The organism is Nocardia sp. NPDC006630, assembly GCF_040611495.1.
In the GTDB taxonomy this organism is placed as follows: Bacteria; Actinomycetota; Actinomycetes; order Mycobacteriales; family Mycobacteriaceae; genus Nocardia.
Map to the genome: position 1 here is coordinate 212,536 of NZ_JBEXOK010000007.1, position 13,663 is coordinate 226,198.

Consider the following 13,663-nt stretch of genomic DNA (forward strand, 5'->3'; position numbering starts at 1 on the left):
GATTGCTCCTCGGTCAACGGGGGAGTGCACCGGTCAGATCGATGCGGGGGATCGCGCCGATGCGTAATTGCATCTCGCTGCGGCAGGTGCCCAGCGCATAGTCGATCGCCTGCCCGTCGCGATCGCGGATGGTCTGTTCCAGCAGCAGCACCGGCTCACCGGGCAGCACATGCAGCAGTGCTGCCGCGTAGTCGTCGGCCAGCGCGGCCTGGAGGCCGACATCGAAGGTGGTGAAGTCGATGCCACCGGCATGCAGCAGCGAGTAGAAGTCGTCCCGGAAGGTGGTCAGGTCGACCCGGGCGGCTTCGGGAGCGCGTAAGTAATTGGTGAACAGCCCAATCGGCCGCCGGTCGAGCAGCAGCACGTACTCGATGCACAGGCAATCGTCGCCGACGGCGGTGCCGTCGAGATGATCGGCGATCACCTGGGGCGCCGGAACCCACGCCCAGTGCAGCAGTCGTGGTGCGATACGACCCAGCGCGAGATGGTCCTCGAGCGAACGGCCTTCCGGTGGAAGCGCTCCCGAGACCAGGTATTCGGCACGGACCGGCACGGTGCCCACCCCGCGCCGGCGTTCGACGAGTCCGTCCGAACGCAGCAGATCCAGCGCCTCCCGCACGACATCACGTGAGGCCTGGTACTGCGTCATCAGCTCGGCCTCGCTCGGCAGCTTGCCGGAGCCGAACGCGCCGTCGCGCAGGGCTGCGCGCAGCAGATCGTGCAACCGCCGGGCCAGCAGATGTGAGGAGGCGGGCAGGCACTCCTCGACCTGAACGCGGAATTGCGCCCGTTCCTGTGCGAGCTGGGTCGCACCGGCTCGGCTGGGGCTCTGCTCGCTGGGTGGCATATCCGTACTGTGCCCATCGGCACGTTACGCGACAAGGAGCTGGCGTAAATGTCCAGTTACGCGACCGATAGCGTGAACTCGACCACTCTGACCTGCGAATTTGTCCGGCATCGCGGAAGTTTCGCGGTGCCGGAAGGTCAGCGCCGGGTGAGCGGCGGGCGCAATCGGAGATGTTCGCGGAGTGTGGTGCCCGTGTACGCGGTGGGGTAGGAGCCGCGTTCCTGTAGCTCCGGAATCAGCCAGTCGACAATGTCGTCCAGGCCGGTCGGCACCAGATACGGGGTGATATTGAAGCCGTCGCTCGCACCGTGCCGGACCCAGCGGGTCAGCTCGTCCGCGACCTGCCCCGGGGTGCCGGCGAAACCGAAGCGCGCGGTGGTCTCGATGGCCACCTGACGCAGGCTGAGGTTGCGGGATTCGGCGAGCTCGCGCCACTGCCCGGCAATCGCGACCCGATCCTGGCCGTCGCGCTGCGCACCACGGGTACCGGAAATCACCGACTGCTCAGGATCTTCCACCGGCAATGGCCCGTCCGGATCGAGATGGGACAGATCCCGGCCCCAGACCTGGCCGACCAGCGATAGCGCGGTCGCACCGGTGATCTGCTGCTCGAGCACCCAGCGCTTCTTCTCCTCGACCTCCGATTCCCGTTCGGCCAGCACGATCTGGGTGCCCGGCAGAATGCGAATATCGTCGGCCGGGCGGCCCGCCGCGACCAGTCGAGTCCGTATATCGTCGGCGAATTCGCGAGCCGGTTCGAAATTGGTTCCGAAGGGCGAGAAGATGACTTCGGCATGCCCTGCCGCGAAATCGCGGCCCTGTGGTGAGACTCCGGCTTGGAAGATCACCGGATGACCCTGCGGGCTACGCGGCAGGGTGGGCGTGATGGCGACCCGGAAATGGTCGGTATCGCGCTCGACGGTCCGCACCGCACCCGGTGTCAGCCAGGACGAGCTGCGCCGGGACGGGGCAATCGCCTTGTCGGACCAGGAATCCCAGATCTCGCGGGCGGTCGTCAGGAACTCCGTGGCGCGCTCGTAGCGGTGCGCGTGGTCCAGAAAGCCGCCGCGCCGGAAGTTCTCGCCGGTCCAGGCATTGTCGGTGGTGACGACATTCCACCCCGCCCGGCCTTCGGAGAGCAGATCGAGTCCGGACAGACGTCGTGCCAGGTCGGCGGGCTCGTTGTAGGTGGTGTTCTGCGTGGCCACCAACCCGATTCGATCGGTGAGCCCCGCCAGTGCCGCCAGCTGGGCGATGGCATCGGGTCGGCCCGCGATATCGGTGTCGAGCAATTGCCCGTCCTGTTCACGCAGGCGCAGGCCCTCACCCAGGAAGAAGGCGTCGAAGAGCCCGCGTTCGGCGGTGGTCGCCACCCGGCGGAAGGTTTCGAAGTCGATCTGCGAACCGCTGCTCGGATCGGACCAGACGGTGCTGTGATTGACGCCCTGGAAGAAGACTCCGAAATGCACTCGGGCATCGGGGAACGGGACCTCGGTCATCGCGTGAGCTCCTTGGCGTAACGGTTGGCGGGCCGGGACAGTCCGAGGTTCGCGCGCAGGGTCGAACCGGGAACGGGGCGGTGTGCGATGCCCGCGCGCAGCAGGGCGGGCAGGACATAGCGTGCGAGGATGGTGAGGTCCTCGTCGAGGACCGCGGGGTGCAGGCGGACGCCGTCCGCGTGTGCGGAGAGGTCGGTCAGCAGGACGACGAGATCGGCCGCACTGCCCGAGAAGTGCAGCGGCACGGGTTGATTCGGGCCGGCGTCGGTGCCCAGATCGGCGAGTCGCTCCGCCGCTGTCTCGGTGGGTGTATCGAGCGCGACCGTGAGATCGACGAGTACCCGCGCCGCACCGGACTCCCTCGCACGCTGTATCGCCGCCACTGCGTCCGAGGTCTGCGTGCCACTCACCAGTGCCACGTCGATACCGGATTGCTCTGTGCCGTAACCGAATACCACGACCTGTCCCTGCGGCGGGCGCGGCACGATGGACGGCCCCTTCACCGAGAACGTCTCGCCGATGAAGTCGATATGGTGCAACCGATCCCGGTTCAGGAACTTGCCGGCCGCATAGTCCCGCACCACCGCGTCGTCCTCCCACGAATCCCACAGCCGCCGCGCGACCTCGATGGAATCGCCGCGCTCGCGCCGAATTTCGTCCTCGGTGACCCGTGGTGTCGCACCCCAGGTCCGGGCGGTAGCCGGGTCATCGACGGCGAGCCAGCCCGCGCGGCCTCGCGAGGCGTAGTCCAAAGTGGCCAGCTGAGTAGAGATATGGAACGGTTCGCCGTAGGTGGTGGCGACGACGGGTACCAGCCCGAGGGTGCTGGTGCTGGCCGCCACGAACGAGGCCCGGCCGATCGCGTCGATACGGCCCGCGGTCTCACCGGCCGAGGCGATCGAATCGTCGAAGGTCGCGAAGGTGAAACCCGCGTTCTCGGCCGCGGCCACCTGCGCGCGCAGTCGGCGCGGACTGAGTAGGAGGGTGGGCTCGTGCCCGGCGCGACGCCACGCTCTCGGGTGGTATCCCTCGCCGTCGAGCTCGATTCCCACTGCGAACAGGCTCTTCCGGACTGCGCTTTCGCTCGCCATACGTTCGACGATCGTCGAACTTGGCGACGGTGGCCACGGTTGCCGTCAGCGTGATCCGAACTTGGCCGCGATCTCCTGTGCGGTCACCTTCGCCAGTTCGACGAAGAACGGCACCCGCTCGGGAATCATCAGTGTGGTGGGCCCGCGCAGCCCGAGTGCGAAGCGGCACGGGGCGGCGGCGTCGCGCGGATCGAGGACGGGCAGCCCGATGGTGCGGAACCCCGGATCGAGTTCCTCGTCGTTGTAGGCGTATCCGCGTTCGCGGGTGGTGGTCAGTTCGCGGCGCAGTTCGGCGGGTCCGGAGACGGAGCGCTCGGTGCCCTCTTCGTAAGGGAGGCCGCGCAATTCGTCATCGGTGGTCGCCGACCAGGCCAGCAGCGCCTTGCCGAGGGCGCTGGCGTGCAGCGGCAGGCGCACACCCTGCAGCGCGTGGCCGTCGGTCTCCCGCCAGCGGCTGGTGCCGAGCAGTACCGCGTGGATATTGTGCCGCGTCGCCACCGACGCGCTGGCGCCGGTGGTATTGGCCAGCTGTTCCAGATGCGGCTCCGCGAGATAGATGCGGTGCTGGCGGTAGGCGATCTGCCCGTACTCGGCGAGTGCGCCGCCCATGCGGTACCGGCTGGACACGGTGTCCTTCTCCAGGAAGCCCGCCTGCACCAGTGCGGCCAGCAGGCGATGGGTGGTGCTGACCGCGAGCCCCTGCTGCCGTGCGATCTCCGAGACGCCGCGCTCTTCGCCCCCTCGGAAACAGTCCAGGACGGACAGGGCGCGGGCGACGGTCTGTACGCCGGAAGCTTCCACGGGGCCGACGCTAACACAGCCGCGGACCCGCAGCGGCCGTTCAGCTTTCCGATAGATGGAAAGCCAGGCTAATAGCAGGGATTATCGCGCTGTCAAGCTTTCCAATCCTCGGAAAGCATTACCTGGCCGTGACCCCACCGCCGTCCCTACTCTTCGGAGGCATTGATCGACAATCCGGAACAGGAGCCTCCACGATGTCCCGCAGGCGAGCCCTCATGCGTATCGCGATCGCGATCGTCCCCATCGCCGCACTCGTCGCCGGGTGTAGCTCCGGTTCCGGTGGTGGCGGCGGCAATTCGTCCATCGTGCTCAAGGTCGTGGACCCGGGTAACGAGGGTCCGACCGCGGTCGGCAAGCGGGACGGCACCTTCGACGCCGCGCTCGCGCCGCTCGGGGTGAAGATCCAATGGGTGCCCACCACACCGGGTTTCAGCTCCATGCTGAAGTTGTTCAATACCAAGGAACTCGACGTCTCCGGGGCGGCCTTCAGCCCCGTGGTCGGTGCGCTGTCCAAGGATGTCGGTGTTCGGATCGTGGCGGTGCAGGACCCGGCCGGTCAGGACCAGAGCGGGATCATCGCCTCGCCGGGGTCCGGCATCCACACGGTCGCCGATCTGGTGGGCAAGCGCGTCGCGGTGAATCCCGCCGCCAAGGGCGAGTACATCCTGCTCAAGGCGCTGGCGCAGGCGGGCATTCCGGCCGATAAGGTGACGCGAGTTCCCTTGCAGCAGAAGGACGCCGCCTCCGCCTTCGCCAGCGGCAAGATCGACGCCTGGGCCTCGTTCCTGATCCCGTACCAGGAGGCCAAGGCCAACGGTGGCGTCGAGATCGCCACCGAGAAGAGCATCGGTTCCAAGGACAACAGCGTCGTGGTGTTCCGCACCGAGGTGCTCGACCAGCACCCCGAGATCGCGGCCAAGTATTTGGAAGTGCTGCAGGGGCTGACGGCCAAGCAGCGGGCGAATCCGGCCGATTTCGAGAATGTCTTCGACAAGTCCGGGCCGACAGCGCTTTCCGGCGCCCGGCTGGCGGATGCCGTGCGGGTCGGCAGCGAGGCCACCGTGCCACGGCTGCCCTCCACCGCCGATGCCTCGGATCTGGGCGATGTGGTGAATACGTTCTACGGCAATGGTGTGATCACCCGTCAGATCACCGCCGGCGATATCTTCTACGACCTGCAGTCCAAGCTGACGCCGGAGCAACTGGCGGCGGTCAAGGTGGGCAGCTGATATGGCGGTGATCTCGGGAGTTGTTTCCGACCCCGTCCGGGCTGAACCCGTACTCGCCGATCCCGTGCTGGCCCCACCGCGCAGCCGGGTCGAACGGCACAGGCCCGCATGGCTTTCCGTGCCGCTGCGGTTCCTGCTGCCCGCGCTGATCTTCGCCGCCTGGTGGATCGCCTCGGCGTCCGGGACGGTGTCGCCGCAGGTGCTCGCCGGACCGCCCAAGGTGTGGGCGGCGTTCACCGAGCTGGCTGCCAGCGGTCAGCTGGTGGATTTCGCGACGGCCTCGCTCACCCGCGCGGCCGCCGGTGTCGGCCTCGGCGTGAGCGCCGGGCTGGTGCTCGGACTGCTCGCCGGGTTGTCCAGTCTCGGTGAGGAACTCGTCGATTCGACCATGCAGATCGTGCGCGCCGTGCCCTTCCTGGCGCTGGCGCCGCTGTTCATCGCCTGGTTCGGCATCGATGAGACGTACAAGGTGCTGCTGATCGCGGTCGCGACCATCGCGCCGATGTACGCCTACACCTATCTCGGGGTCCGCAATGTGGATCGCAAAATGGTCGAGGCGGCACGGAGTTTCGGCCTGCGCGGGCCGTGGCTGGTGCTCGAGGTGATCCTGCCTTCGGCGCTGCCGGGAATTCTGATGGCGCTGCGAGTCTGCCTGTCCATCAGCATTACCGGTCTCATCGCGGCCGAACAGGTCGGTACCCGAGAGGGTGTCGGCTATCTGGTGACGCTGGCGCAGGAATACAACCGCACCGACTACATGGTGCTGTGCGTCGTGCTGTACGCGGCGCTGGGCCTGATCTTCGACGTCGTGGTGCGGATCATCGAGAAGTTCTCGATGCCGTGGCGCAAGCAGGTGGCGATTCGATGAGCACCGCCGTATCGATCACCGGGCTGCGGAAGTCGTTCGGCGACAAGACCGTTCTCGACGGTGTCGACCTCACCATTCGGCGCGGTGAGTTCGTGGTGCTGCTCGGGCCCAGCGGCACCGGCAAGACCACACTGCTGCGCCTGCTGACCGGGCTCGAGGTCCCGGACGCGGGGGAGGTGCTGGTACCGGCGCGGCGCACCACCGTCTATCAGGAGCCGCGGCTCATTCCATCGAAGCGGGTGCTGGGCAATGTTGTTGTGGGCCAGCGCCGTTCTCGCGAGAATCGGGAGGCGGGGCTGCGGGCGCTGGCCGAGGTGAATCTCGATGGTAAGGCCCGGCAGTGGCCCGCGACCCTCTCCGGTGGTGAGGCGCAGCGGGCGGCGCTGGCCCGCGCATTGGTCCGGGAACCCGAATTGCTTTTGCTGGATGAGCCTTTCGCGGCTCTGGACGCACTCACCCGATTGCAGATGCAGGATCTGGTGGGCGATTTGGTCGCCCGGCACCGTCCAGCGGTGCTGATGGTGACCCACGATGTCGACGAGGCGATTCGCCTGGCCGACCGGGTGCTGATTCTCGACAGTGGTCGCTTCGCCGTCGATATCACCATCGACCTCCCGCATCCCCGGGACCGCGCTGATGCCGAAACCATCCGCTACCGAACCGAATTCCTCGATCAGCTCGGCGTCCACTGAGACCCGGCTGACACCTTCGTTTATCAGGAGCGCTCATGACCGAAACCCTTTGGTACACCCGCTGCCCCGTGCCCACCGCCAGCGGTCTCGCGAACAGCCTCGGCTGGCTGGGGGAGACCGCCGGTGCGGCCGGGCTGGAGTTCGGTGTCCTGCAGGACGCCGGGCCGGAACTGGCCGCGCACCATTTCCTGCACGATCTGTCCGGCCTGGTCCGGGAGGGCGGCAATGTGCCCGCGCTCGCGGCTCGCGCGCAGGGCTCGCCGACCCGGTTGATCGGACTGACCTGGATCGACGAGGCGCAGGCCATCCTTGTCGGACCCGATGCCGAGATTGCCGCTCCGGCCGAACTCGCCGGGCTGCGGGTGGGTATCCCCGCCTGGGCGCAGGATCAGGCCCGCAGCTTTCCCCGCGCCATGGCGCTGCACGGTTTCGCGAGCGCGCTGCGACTGGGCGGGCTCACGCTCGCCGATGTGACCGTGGTGGAGGTCGGCACGGAGCGGAACCCGCAGGTGCGCACCGAAGCCCGCGCCGAGGGTCGCATTACGACATGGGGCGTCGAGGAACTGCTGCGCGGCGATGTGGACGCCATCTACGTCAAGGGGGCGCGGGCACAGGAGGTCGCGCGGGAGCACGGGCTGCGGGTCGCGGTTGATCTGGACGCCACCGAGAGCAAGCGGCTGCGGGTCAACAATGGCACCCCGCGCCCCATTACCGTGCACGCGGATCTGCTGGAATCGCGGCCCGAGGTCGTGATCGGATTCCTCGCGCAGAGCCTGCGCGCGGCCGATTGGGCGGCGGGCAATCTCGAGGCTGTTCGCGAGGTGCTACAGCGCGAAACCCTGTCCGGCCCCGAAGGTGTTGTCGCGGCCTATGGCGAGAACTTCCACAAGGATCTGCATCCGTCGCTGTCGGACGAGCGCGTCGAGCTGATCGGGATCCAGAAGCAGTTCCTGTACACCCACGGCTTCCTGGCCGCTGACTTCGACCTCGAATCCTGGGTCGCCCGTGAGCCTTTGGAGCGGGCCCGTGAGCTCGTCGAGTCGGGGAAGGTGCTCGCGTGACCGAGTTCCTGTGGCGGCTGCCCACCCAGGGTGACGGGCGGCATGCCGGGCCGGCGGCGCGCAATCGCGGCGGCTTCGGCGGGCACTCGCCTGTCACCCCGGCCACCGATGTGCGGCCCGGCCGGTTCGGGCCGTTCGACGACCTGCACCAGATCATCGATGCCGCAGAACTTTCCGGGCTCGACGGCGTACTGGCTCCCTATGATCCGCTCGGCGAGGAATCGTGGATCGTGGCGGGCGGGGCCCTGCGCGCCACCCGGCACGCCCGAGTGATCGTCGAGTTCCAGCCTGCCTTCGGTACTCCGGTGTATGCGGCGAAGGTATCGGCGACGCTGCAGCAGATTTCCCGGGGCAGATTGTCGTGGCGGATCGCCGTGGACACCGAGGAAGCCGATGCCCGGGCGCGGGGCGATCGGGTCACCGGCGACGACCGCTACGCGCGCGCCGCCGAGTTCTTGACCGTGGCGCGGGGGGTATGGAACGAAACCCCGGTCCCCGGTGCGGGATTCAAGGGCACCGGCTTCGAATTCGACGGTGAGTACTTCGACGTGATCGACGGCGGCTTCCGCGGCATCCTGTCCGGATTGCCGTTCCCGACCGTGTATCTCTCCGGCACTTCGGCGCAGGCGCTGGAACTCTCGGCACGGCACGGTGATGTGCACGTGTTCACCGAAACACCGGACGGCATTGCGGCATCGGTGACGGAGCTGCGCGAACGTGCGGCGGCTGCGGGGCGGACCGTGCGTGCCGGGCTCGACATCCCGGTCATCGCCAGGGAAACCGAGCAGGAGGCGTGGGCGCGAGCGCACCGTCAGTGGAGCGAGGTGCACGCCGAAGGCCCGTCGAGCGCCTTGGATCTAGGCGACGGCCGCTGGGCCGGATTCGCCGAACTCGGCTACTCCCAGCCGGTGGGCCTGGTCGGCAGCTATGAGCAAGTGGCGCAGCGGCTCTCGGGCTATATCGACGCCGGAATCGAATCCTTCGTGCTCGTCGGGCATCCCCATATCGAGGAAGTGCACCGCACCGGCGAACACCTGCTGTATCTCGTCGATCCGGCCGGGCGCTCCCTGGCCGTCCAGGAGGCCGGGGCATGACCATCGACATCTACTGGCGCATCGGCATGGAGGGCGACCACGCGTCGCTGCGCACCCCGCGCCGGTCCAACCGCGGTCATGCGGGCGGTTACGGCCCCGGCAATATCGCTCCCGCCATCCGTGCCGGCGAACTCGACGGGTACGGCTATATCGACCATATGGCCGCTGTGGCAAAGGCTTCCGAATCGGCGGGATTCCTCGGTGGGCTGCTGCCGTCGTTCCCGGTCACCGATGACCCGTGGGCGGTGGCCGCCGCGCTGGCGCGGGAGACCACCACGTACCGGTTCATGGTCGCGTTCCAGCCCGGGTTCCTGCATCCGGTGCAGGCGGCGCGCATGTCGGCGAGTCTGCAGCGGGCAACCGGCGGCAGGCTGGTCTACAACATCATCAGTGGTGGCGGCGGTCCTGCTCAATTGTGGTGGGGCGACAAGGTTTCCCACGACGACCGGTACGCGCGCACCAGTGAGTTCCTGGATGTGCTGCGCGGGGTGTGGGACGGTGAGCCGTACGACTACGACGGCCGGTTCTTCCATACCGAGGGTGCGGCGCTGCCACCGGGATTGGCCGGTCAGCCGTTTCCCGAGGTGTACTTCTCCGGGTCCTCGGGCGCAGCCGTGCAGGCCGCGGGCCGCCACTCGGATTACTACCTGTCCTGGCTCGAGCCGTATGCCGATTTGCGAGCCAAGTTCGACGGGGCCCGTGTGCACGCCGAAACCTTCGGACGCACACCGAAGTTCGCGGTGCGCATCGATATCGTCGCCCGGCACACCGAGGAGGCGGCCTGGGCGGAAATCGAAAAGGGCTGGGCGTTCGTCGACCGTGACGCCGCGAATCGGGCCGCCCAGGGCGACTCCGTCGGCGCTGCGCGCATCAAGGGCTGGGTGCCCGAAACCATCACCGGCTACCGCGATCTCGAGGTGCAGCCGAATATGTGGTGCGGCTTCAGCCTCATTCGCGGTGGCCCAGCCTTCGGCCTGGTCGGCAGTTACGAGCAGGTCGCCGAGCGCCTCGACGAACTGATCGACCTCGGCGTCGACGCCTTCATTCTCGCGGGCAATCCGCACCTGGAGGAGGCGTACCGGGTCGGCGAGGAGGTCCTGCCGCTACTGGGCCGTTCCCGCCTCACCGTGCCGAATTCCGAAGCAGCACTGTCTCTCTCCCGCTAAACACTTCGATCCCAGGAGCATTCATGTCCCTTCGTGTCGGTTACTTCCCGCACAACAACTCGCTGTTCGTGCTGCGTCATCGCGGCATTCTGGAAACCCGGCTGCCCGATGTGGAATGGGTCGATCTGCGCGCCCTGCCGGCGACCGAGCGTGTCGACCCGAAGACGGGTCTGCCGTCGCTGCACTCGGATTGGCTGTTCACCGAGGGCGGTTACGACTTCATCGGCACCGGTTTCACCCCGCCGGTCACCGGTCTGGCCAATGGCCGCGACCTGGTGTACGTCGGCATTTCGGGCCCGCGGGTGGAGAACGGCCGTCTGGTCACCAAGGCGGACAGCGGAATTCGCACCCCGGCGGACCTGAAGGGTAAGCGGGTCGGCATCGCGCACGGTTCCTGGCAGACCACGCTGCTGCTCTTCGCCCTCGAGCAGGCCGGCCTCACCTGGTCCGACGTCGAGCCCATCGACACCGATGTGCGTGACGGCGCCGCCCTGCTGGCCGGCGACCTCGATGCCTGGGTCGGCGCGTACCCCAGCCTGGCCGATGTCGAAGCCGCCACCGAGCTGCACACCCTGGTCGATACCGAATCGGTCTTCAGCCACCCGTCGCTGTGGTTCACCCGCCGGGATGTGGCCGAGAACAATCGGGAAGCGCTGGAGGCGATTATCGCGTCGCTGCAGGAGTCCGACGCCTGGATCACCGCCAACCCGCGCGAGGCGGCCCAGTACTTCGTCGACGACGTTATCGCCCGTGGCGGCAAGGCCGACCTCGATTCCTGGGAAGCCGCACTGCGCGGCCGTCCCTTCGGCGTCAATGCGGTGACCGAGCAATTCCTGGACGAGCAGCAGCACGCGGCCGATCTGCTCGCGGCGAATGGTCTACTGCCGCAGGCGATTCGCGTCCGCGATGCGGTGCTGCCATGGATCGGCGAGGCAGTCGAGGCCACCAAGTCGAGCGCAGCCGTCTAGCCAAACAACTCCCGGGGCCGTCATTCGTCCCCCGTGGGCTCCCGGTGGAGTGGATCGACCCAGTACACGGCGTCGGGCCGCTCCACCGGTTCTATATCGAGATTGACGACCACGGCCTCGCTCCCACTGCGCACCAGCACGCATTCCAGCGGCTCATCGCTACTGGCGTTGATCTCCTGATGGGGCACGTACGGCGGCACAAAAATGAAATCCCCAGCCCCCGCCTCCGCTACGAACTCCAGCTGCTCACCCCACCGCATCCGAGCCCGCCCCCGAAGCACATAAATCACACTCTCCAGCGCCCCATGATGATGCGCCCCGGTCTTGGCATCCGGATGAATCGTGACCGTCCCCGCCCAAAGCCGCTCCGCCCCCACCCGCGCAGCATCGATAGCCGCCGCCCGACTCATCCCCGGAGTCTGCGGCGTATTCGAATCCAACTGCCCGGCCCTGACCACCCGCACCCCGTGCTCACGCCAATCCTGCGCATCCACCACCACATACCGCCTTTCGACTCGACGCGAATTCCATCGTACGGTGCGTCGGCGGAGGAAGGGTGGCGGCGCTTGGGTTAAAGAGAACAAGACAAAAGACGCCTGGATAAGAAGAGCGAGAGATAAAGACGCAAGGCAAAAGATAAAACCCGAATATTCTGAATAGCCTTATATCACAACGGAATTCGCCTTTCCGGGTCTGTTTTCGCGGAGTAGAATAGAGGCATGGAATCAGGGGGAGAATCCGCAATCGCGACCGGTGCGCAAGCACTGGCCGCTGCGGTTGAATCCCTCACCAACCTGTCGTTGATTCCTGTGTCGGACAACGACATTGTGGCGTTGATGCAGCAGATCGAGACCTGCACTCGCCGGTTGGCGTCGGTGCAACGGGATCTGATCGTGCAAGCCTGCGCGCGTTCTTTGCCCGCTCTCAACGGTTCCGGTAGCCCGGCCCTGTATCTGCAATCAGTGCTGCACATCTCGCACGGGGATGCGATCAACCGGTGGCGCACCGCCGAAGACCTGGCGGTGTGGCACCGCGTCGGTGACGAGCCCGACCAGGCCCCGGTGCTGCCGTGTTCGGCCCAGGCTTTGGACGAGGGGGCGATCTCCCTCGATCATGTGCGGGTCATCCGGCAAGTGATGAACCGGTTGCCGGGCAAGGTCGCTCCCGAAGCCCGCGCGTATGCCGAGAAGCAGCTCGCCTTCCAGGCGCGTGCTTTGGATCCGACGCATTTGCCGAGGATCGGGGAGATGATCCTGGGCTACCTCGACCCGGACGGCAAGCTGACCGAGGACGCGGATCGGCAGAACCAGCGCAGCGCGGTTCTGAGCCCGCAACGCTACGACCTCATGTCCACCCTCACCGTCGAGTTGACCCCCGACGCGCGTGCGGCGTTCGATGCGGTCATGGCGAAGCTGGCGCGCCCCGGTATGTGTAATCCTGCGGACAAGGAAAGCCCGTGGGCTGAGGATGAGGACAACCCGGTGCCCCGGGAGGTGTTGGAGGCGTGCGCGGCCCGTGACGAGCGCTCGAAGGCCCAACGCCAGCACGACGCCCTCATGGCCGTGTTGCACCCGGACTTCAACCCCGCCAAACTCGGCTCCCACCGTGGCCTGCCGGTCTCCACGATCATGACCATGAGCATCGACGACGTCGAACGCGCCACGGGGGTAGCGACCCTTGCCACCGGTGGGCAGATCCCGGTCGAGAATGCCCTCCAGTTGATGGCCCGCGACTCCAAGACGTTCGTGCTCGTGAAGAACAAGAACGGGATGCCGTTGCATATCGGGGAAATCCGGTTGGCGAACCCGGCACAACGGCTGGCGTTGATCGCCACCGAGCGCGGCTGCACCCGCCCGGGATGCTCGGCTCCGGCGAGTATGGCGGCGGCCCATCATGTGACCGAGTTCAGCAAGGGCGGCCCGACCGATATCGAAAACCTGACCCTCGCCTGCGATCACTGCCACGCCCTGGTGAAAGACGGGCCACGCGGGTGGAAGACCATCAAGCTCGGTGAGGATTCGGATTTCCCGGGCCGGACGGCGTGGATCGCTCCGGCGCATGTGGATCCGTCCCGGACTCCGCGGGTCAATCACTTGCATCACCCGGCCGAGTTGTTGACCGAGGTTCCGCCGTCGCTGCGGCCGCGCAGGGTGTGTCGTGCCTCGGGGTTGTCCCCGGTTCGGTACCGGGTGCTCCGCCGGGCCATCACACCCCCACCGCGACAATAGGTTCCCCCGCCCCTGGTGTCACCGACAGGTTGATCCTGTCGGTGCTAGAGGTCGTTGCCGGACAGGGTGTTTCGGGTTCGTGTTCTTCGATCCCTTGTTTCCAGGCGTCTTGGTCTTTG

At 67.0% G+C, this 13,663-nt stretch carries 13 protein-coding genes; 8 read left to right on the forward strand and 5 right to left on the reverse strand.

Features of this window, described 5'->3' with window-relative positions; genetic code table 11:
* Positions 1-13 precede the first annotated feature (13 nt).
* The 4 genes from ABZX86_RS22255 to ABZX86_RS22270 form a co-directional block, all read right to left on the reverse strand.
* The gene (locus tag ABZX86_RS22255; protein WP_355126264.1) at positions 14-847 is read right to left on the reverse strand and encodes a GntR family transcriptional regulator; all 834 of its coding nucleotides are present in this window, start codon (positions 845-847) and stop codon (positions 14-16) included.
* 137 nt (positions 848-984) lie between these two features.
* Entirely contained in the window at positions 985-2,346 is a 1,362-nt protein-coding gene (locus ABZX86_RS22260) for an NtaA/DmoA family FMN-dependent monooxygenase (protein ID WP_355126266.1), read from the reverse strand.
* Complete coding sequence (locus ABZX86_RS22265) at positions 2,343-3,437, reverse strand: LLM class flavin-dependent oxidoreductase (RefSeq protein ID WP_355126268.1); 1,095 nt, start codon at positions 3,435-3,437, stop codon at positions 2,343-2,345. Before ABZX86_RS22265 ends, ABZX86_RS22260 begins: the two co-directional genes overlap by 4 nt.
* Before the next feature lie 45 nt (positions 3,438-3,482).
* The gene (locus ABZX86_RS22270) at positions 3,483-4,238 is read right to left on the reverse strand and encodes an IclR family transcriptional regulator (RefSeq protein WP_355126270.1); all 756 of its coding nucleotides are present in this window, start codon (positions 4,236-4,238) and stop codon (positions 3,483-3,485) included.
* A gap of 194 nt (positions 4,239-4,432) precedes the next feature.
* On the opposite strand from ABZX86_RS22270, the gene ABZX86_RS22275 reads away from it, so the two are divergent.
* Genes ABZX86_RS22275 through ABZX86_RS22305 form a run of 7 tightly spaced genes read left to right on the forward strand, consistent with a single transcriptional unit; the run spans position 4,433 to position 11,316 of the window.
* The gene (locus ABZX86_RS22275) at positions 4,433-5,467 is read left to right on the forward strand and encodes an NrtA/SsuA/CpmA family ABC transporter substrate-binding protein (RefSeq protein WP_355126272.1); all 1,035 of its coding nucleotides are present in this window, start codon (positions 4,433-4,435) and stop codon (positions 5,465-5,467) included.
* A 1-nt stretch (position 5,468) separates the two neighbouring features.
* The gene (locus tag ABZX86_RS22280) at positions 5,469-6,335 is read left to right on the forward strand and encodes an ABC transporter permease (protein ID WP_355126274.1); all 867 of its coding nucleotides are present in this window, start codon (positions 5,469-5,471) and stop codon (positions 6,333-6,335) included.
* Positions 6,332-7,027 carry an ATP-binding cassette domain-containing protein gene (locus tag ABZX86_RS22285; protein ID WP_355126276.1) on the forward strand — a complete coding sequence of 232 codons (696 nt, stop codon included), beginning with the start codon at positions 6,332-6,334 and terminating at the stop codon, positions 7,025-7,027. The genes ABZX86_RS22280 and ABZX86_RS22285 overlap by 4 nt, the downstream gene beginning before the upstream one ends.
* 35 nt (positions 7,028-7,062) lie before the next feature.
* Complete coding sequence (locus ABZX86_RS22290) at positions 7,063-8,088, forward strand: ABC transporter substrate-binding protein (protein ID WP_355126278.1); 1,026 nt, start codon at positions 7,063-7,065, stop codon at positions 8,086-8,088.
* Entirely contained in the window at positions 8,085-9,182 is a 1,098-nt protein-coding gene (locus ABZX86_RS22295; protein WP_355126280.1) for an LLM class flavin-dependent oxidoreductase, read from the forward strand. The genes ABZX86_RS22290 and ABZX86_RS22295 overlap by 4 nt, the downstream gene beginning before the upstream one ends.
* A complete protein-coding gene (locus ABZX86_RS22300) occupies positions 9,179-10,348 on the forward strand; it encodes an LLM class flavin-dependent oxidoreductase (protein WP_355126282.1) in 1,170 nt (389 codons plus the stop codon). Before ABZX86_RS22295 ends, ABZX86_RS22300 begins: the two co-directional genes overlap by 4 nt.
* Positions 10,349-10,371: 23 nt before the next feature.
* Positions 10,372-11,316, forward strand: coding sequence for an ABC transporter substrate-binding protein (locus tag ABZX86_RS22305; RefSeq protein WP_355126284.1), 945 nt, complete (start codon positions 10,372-10,374; stop codon positions 11,314-11,316).
* 20 nt (positions 11,317-11,336) lie between these two features.
* Here ABZX86_RS22305 and ABZX86_RS22310 read toward each other — a convergent pair whose 3' ends face one another.
* Positions 11,337-11,813 (reverse strand): cupin domain-containing protein, encoded by a 477-nt coding sequence (locus tag ABZX86_RS22310; protein ID WP_355126286.1) that lies wholly within the window; start codon positions 11,811-11,813, stop codon positions 11,337-11,339.
* Positions 11,814-12,035: 222 nt separating this feature from the next.
* Here ABZX86_RS22310 and ABZX86_RS22315 point away from each other — a divergent pair, with 222 nt between their 5' ends.
* Positions 12,036-13,544, forward strand: coding sequence for a DUF222 domain-containing protein (locus tag ABZX86_RS22315; RefSeq protein WP_355126288.1), 1,509 nt, complete (start codon positions 12,036-12,038; stop codon positions 13,542-13,544).
* Positions 13,545-13,663: the final 119 nt, after the last annotated feature.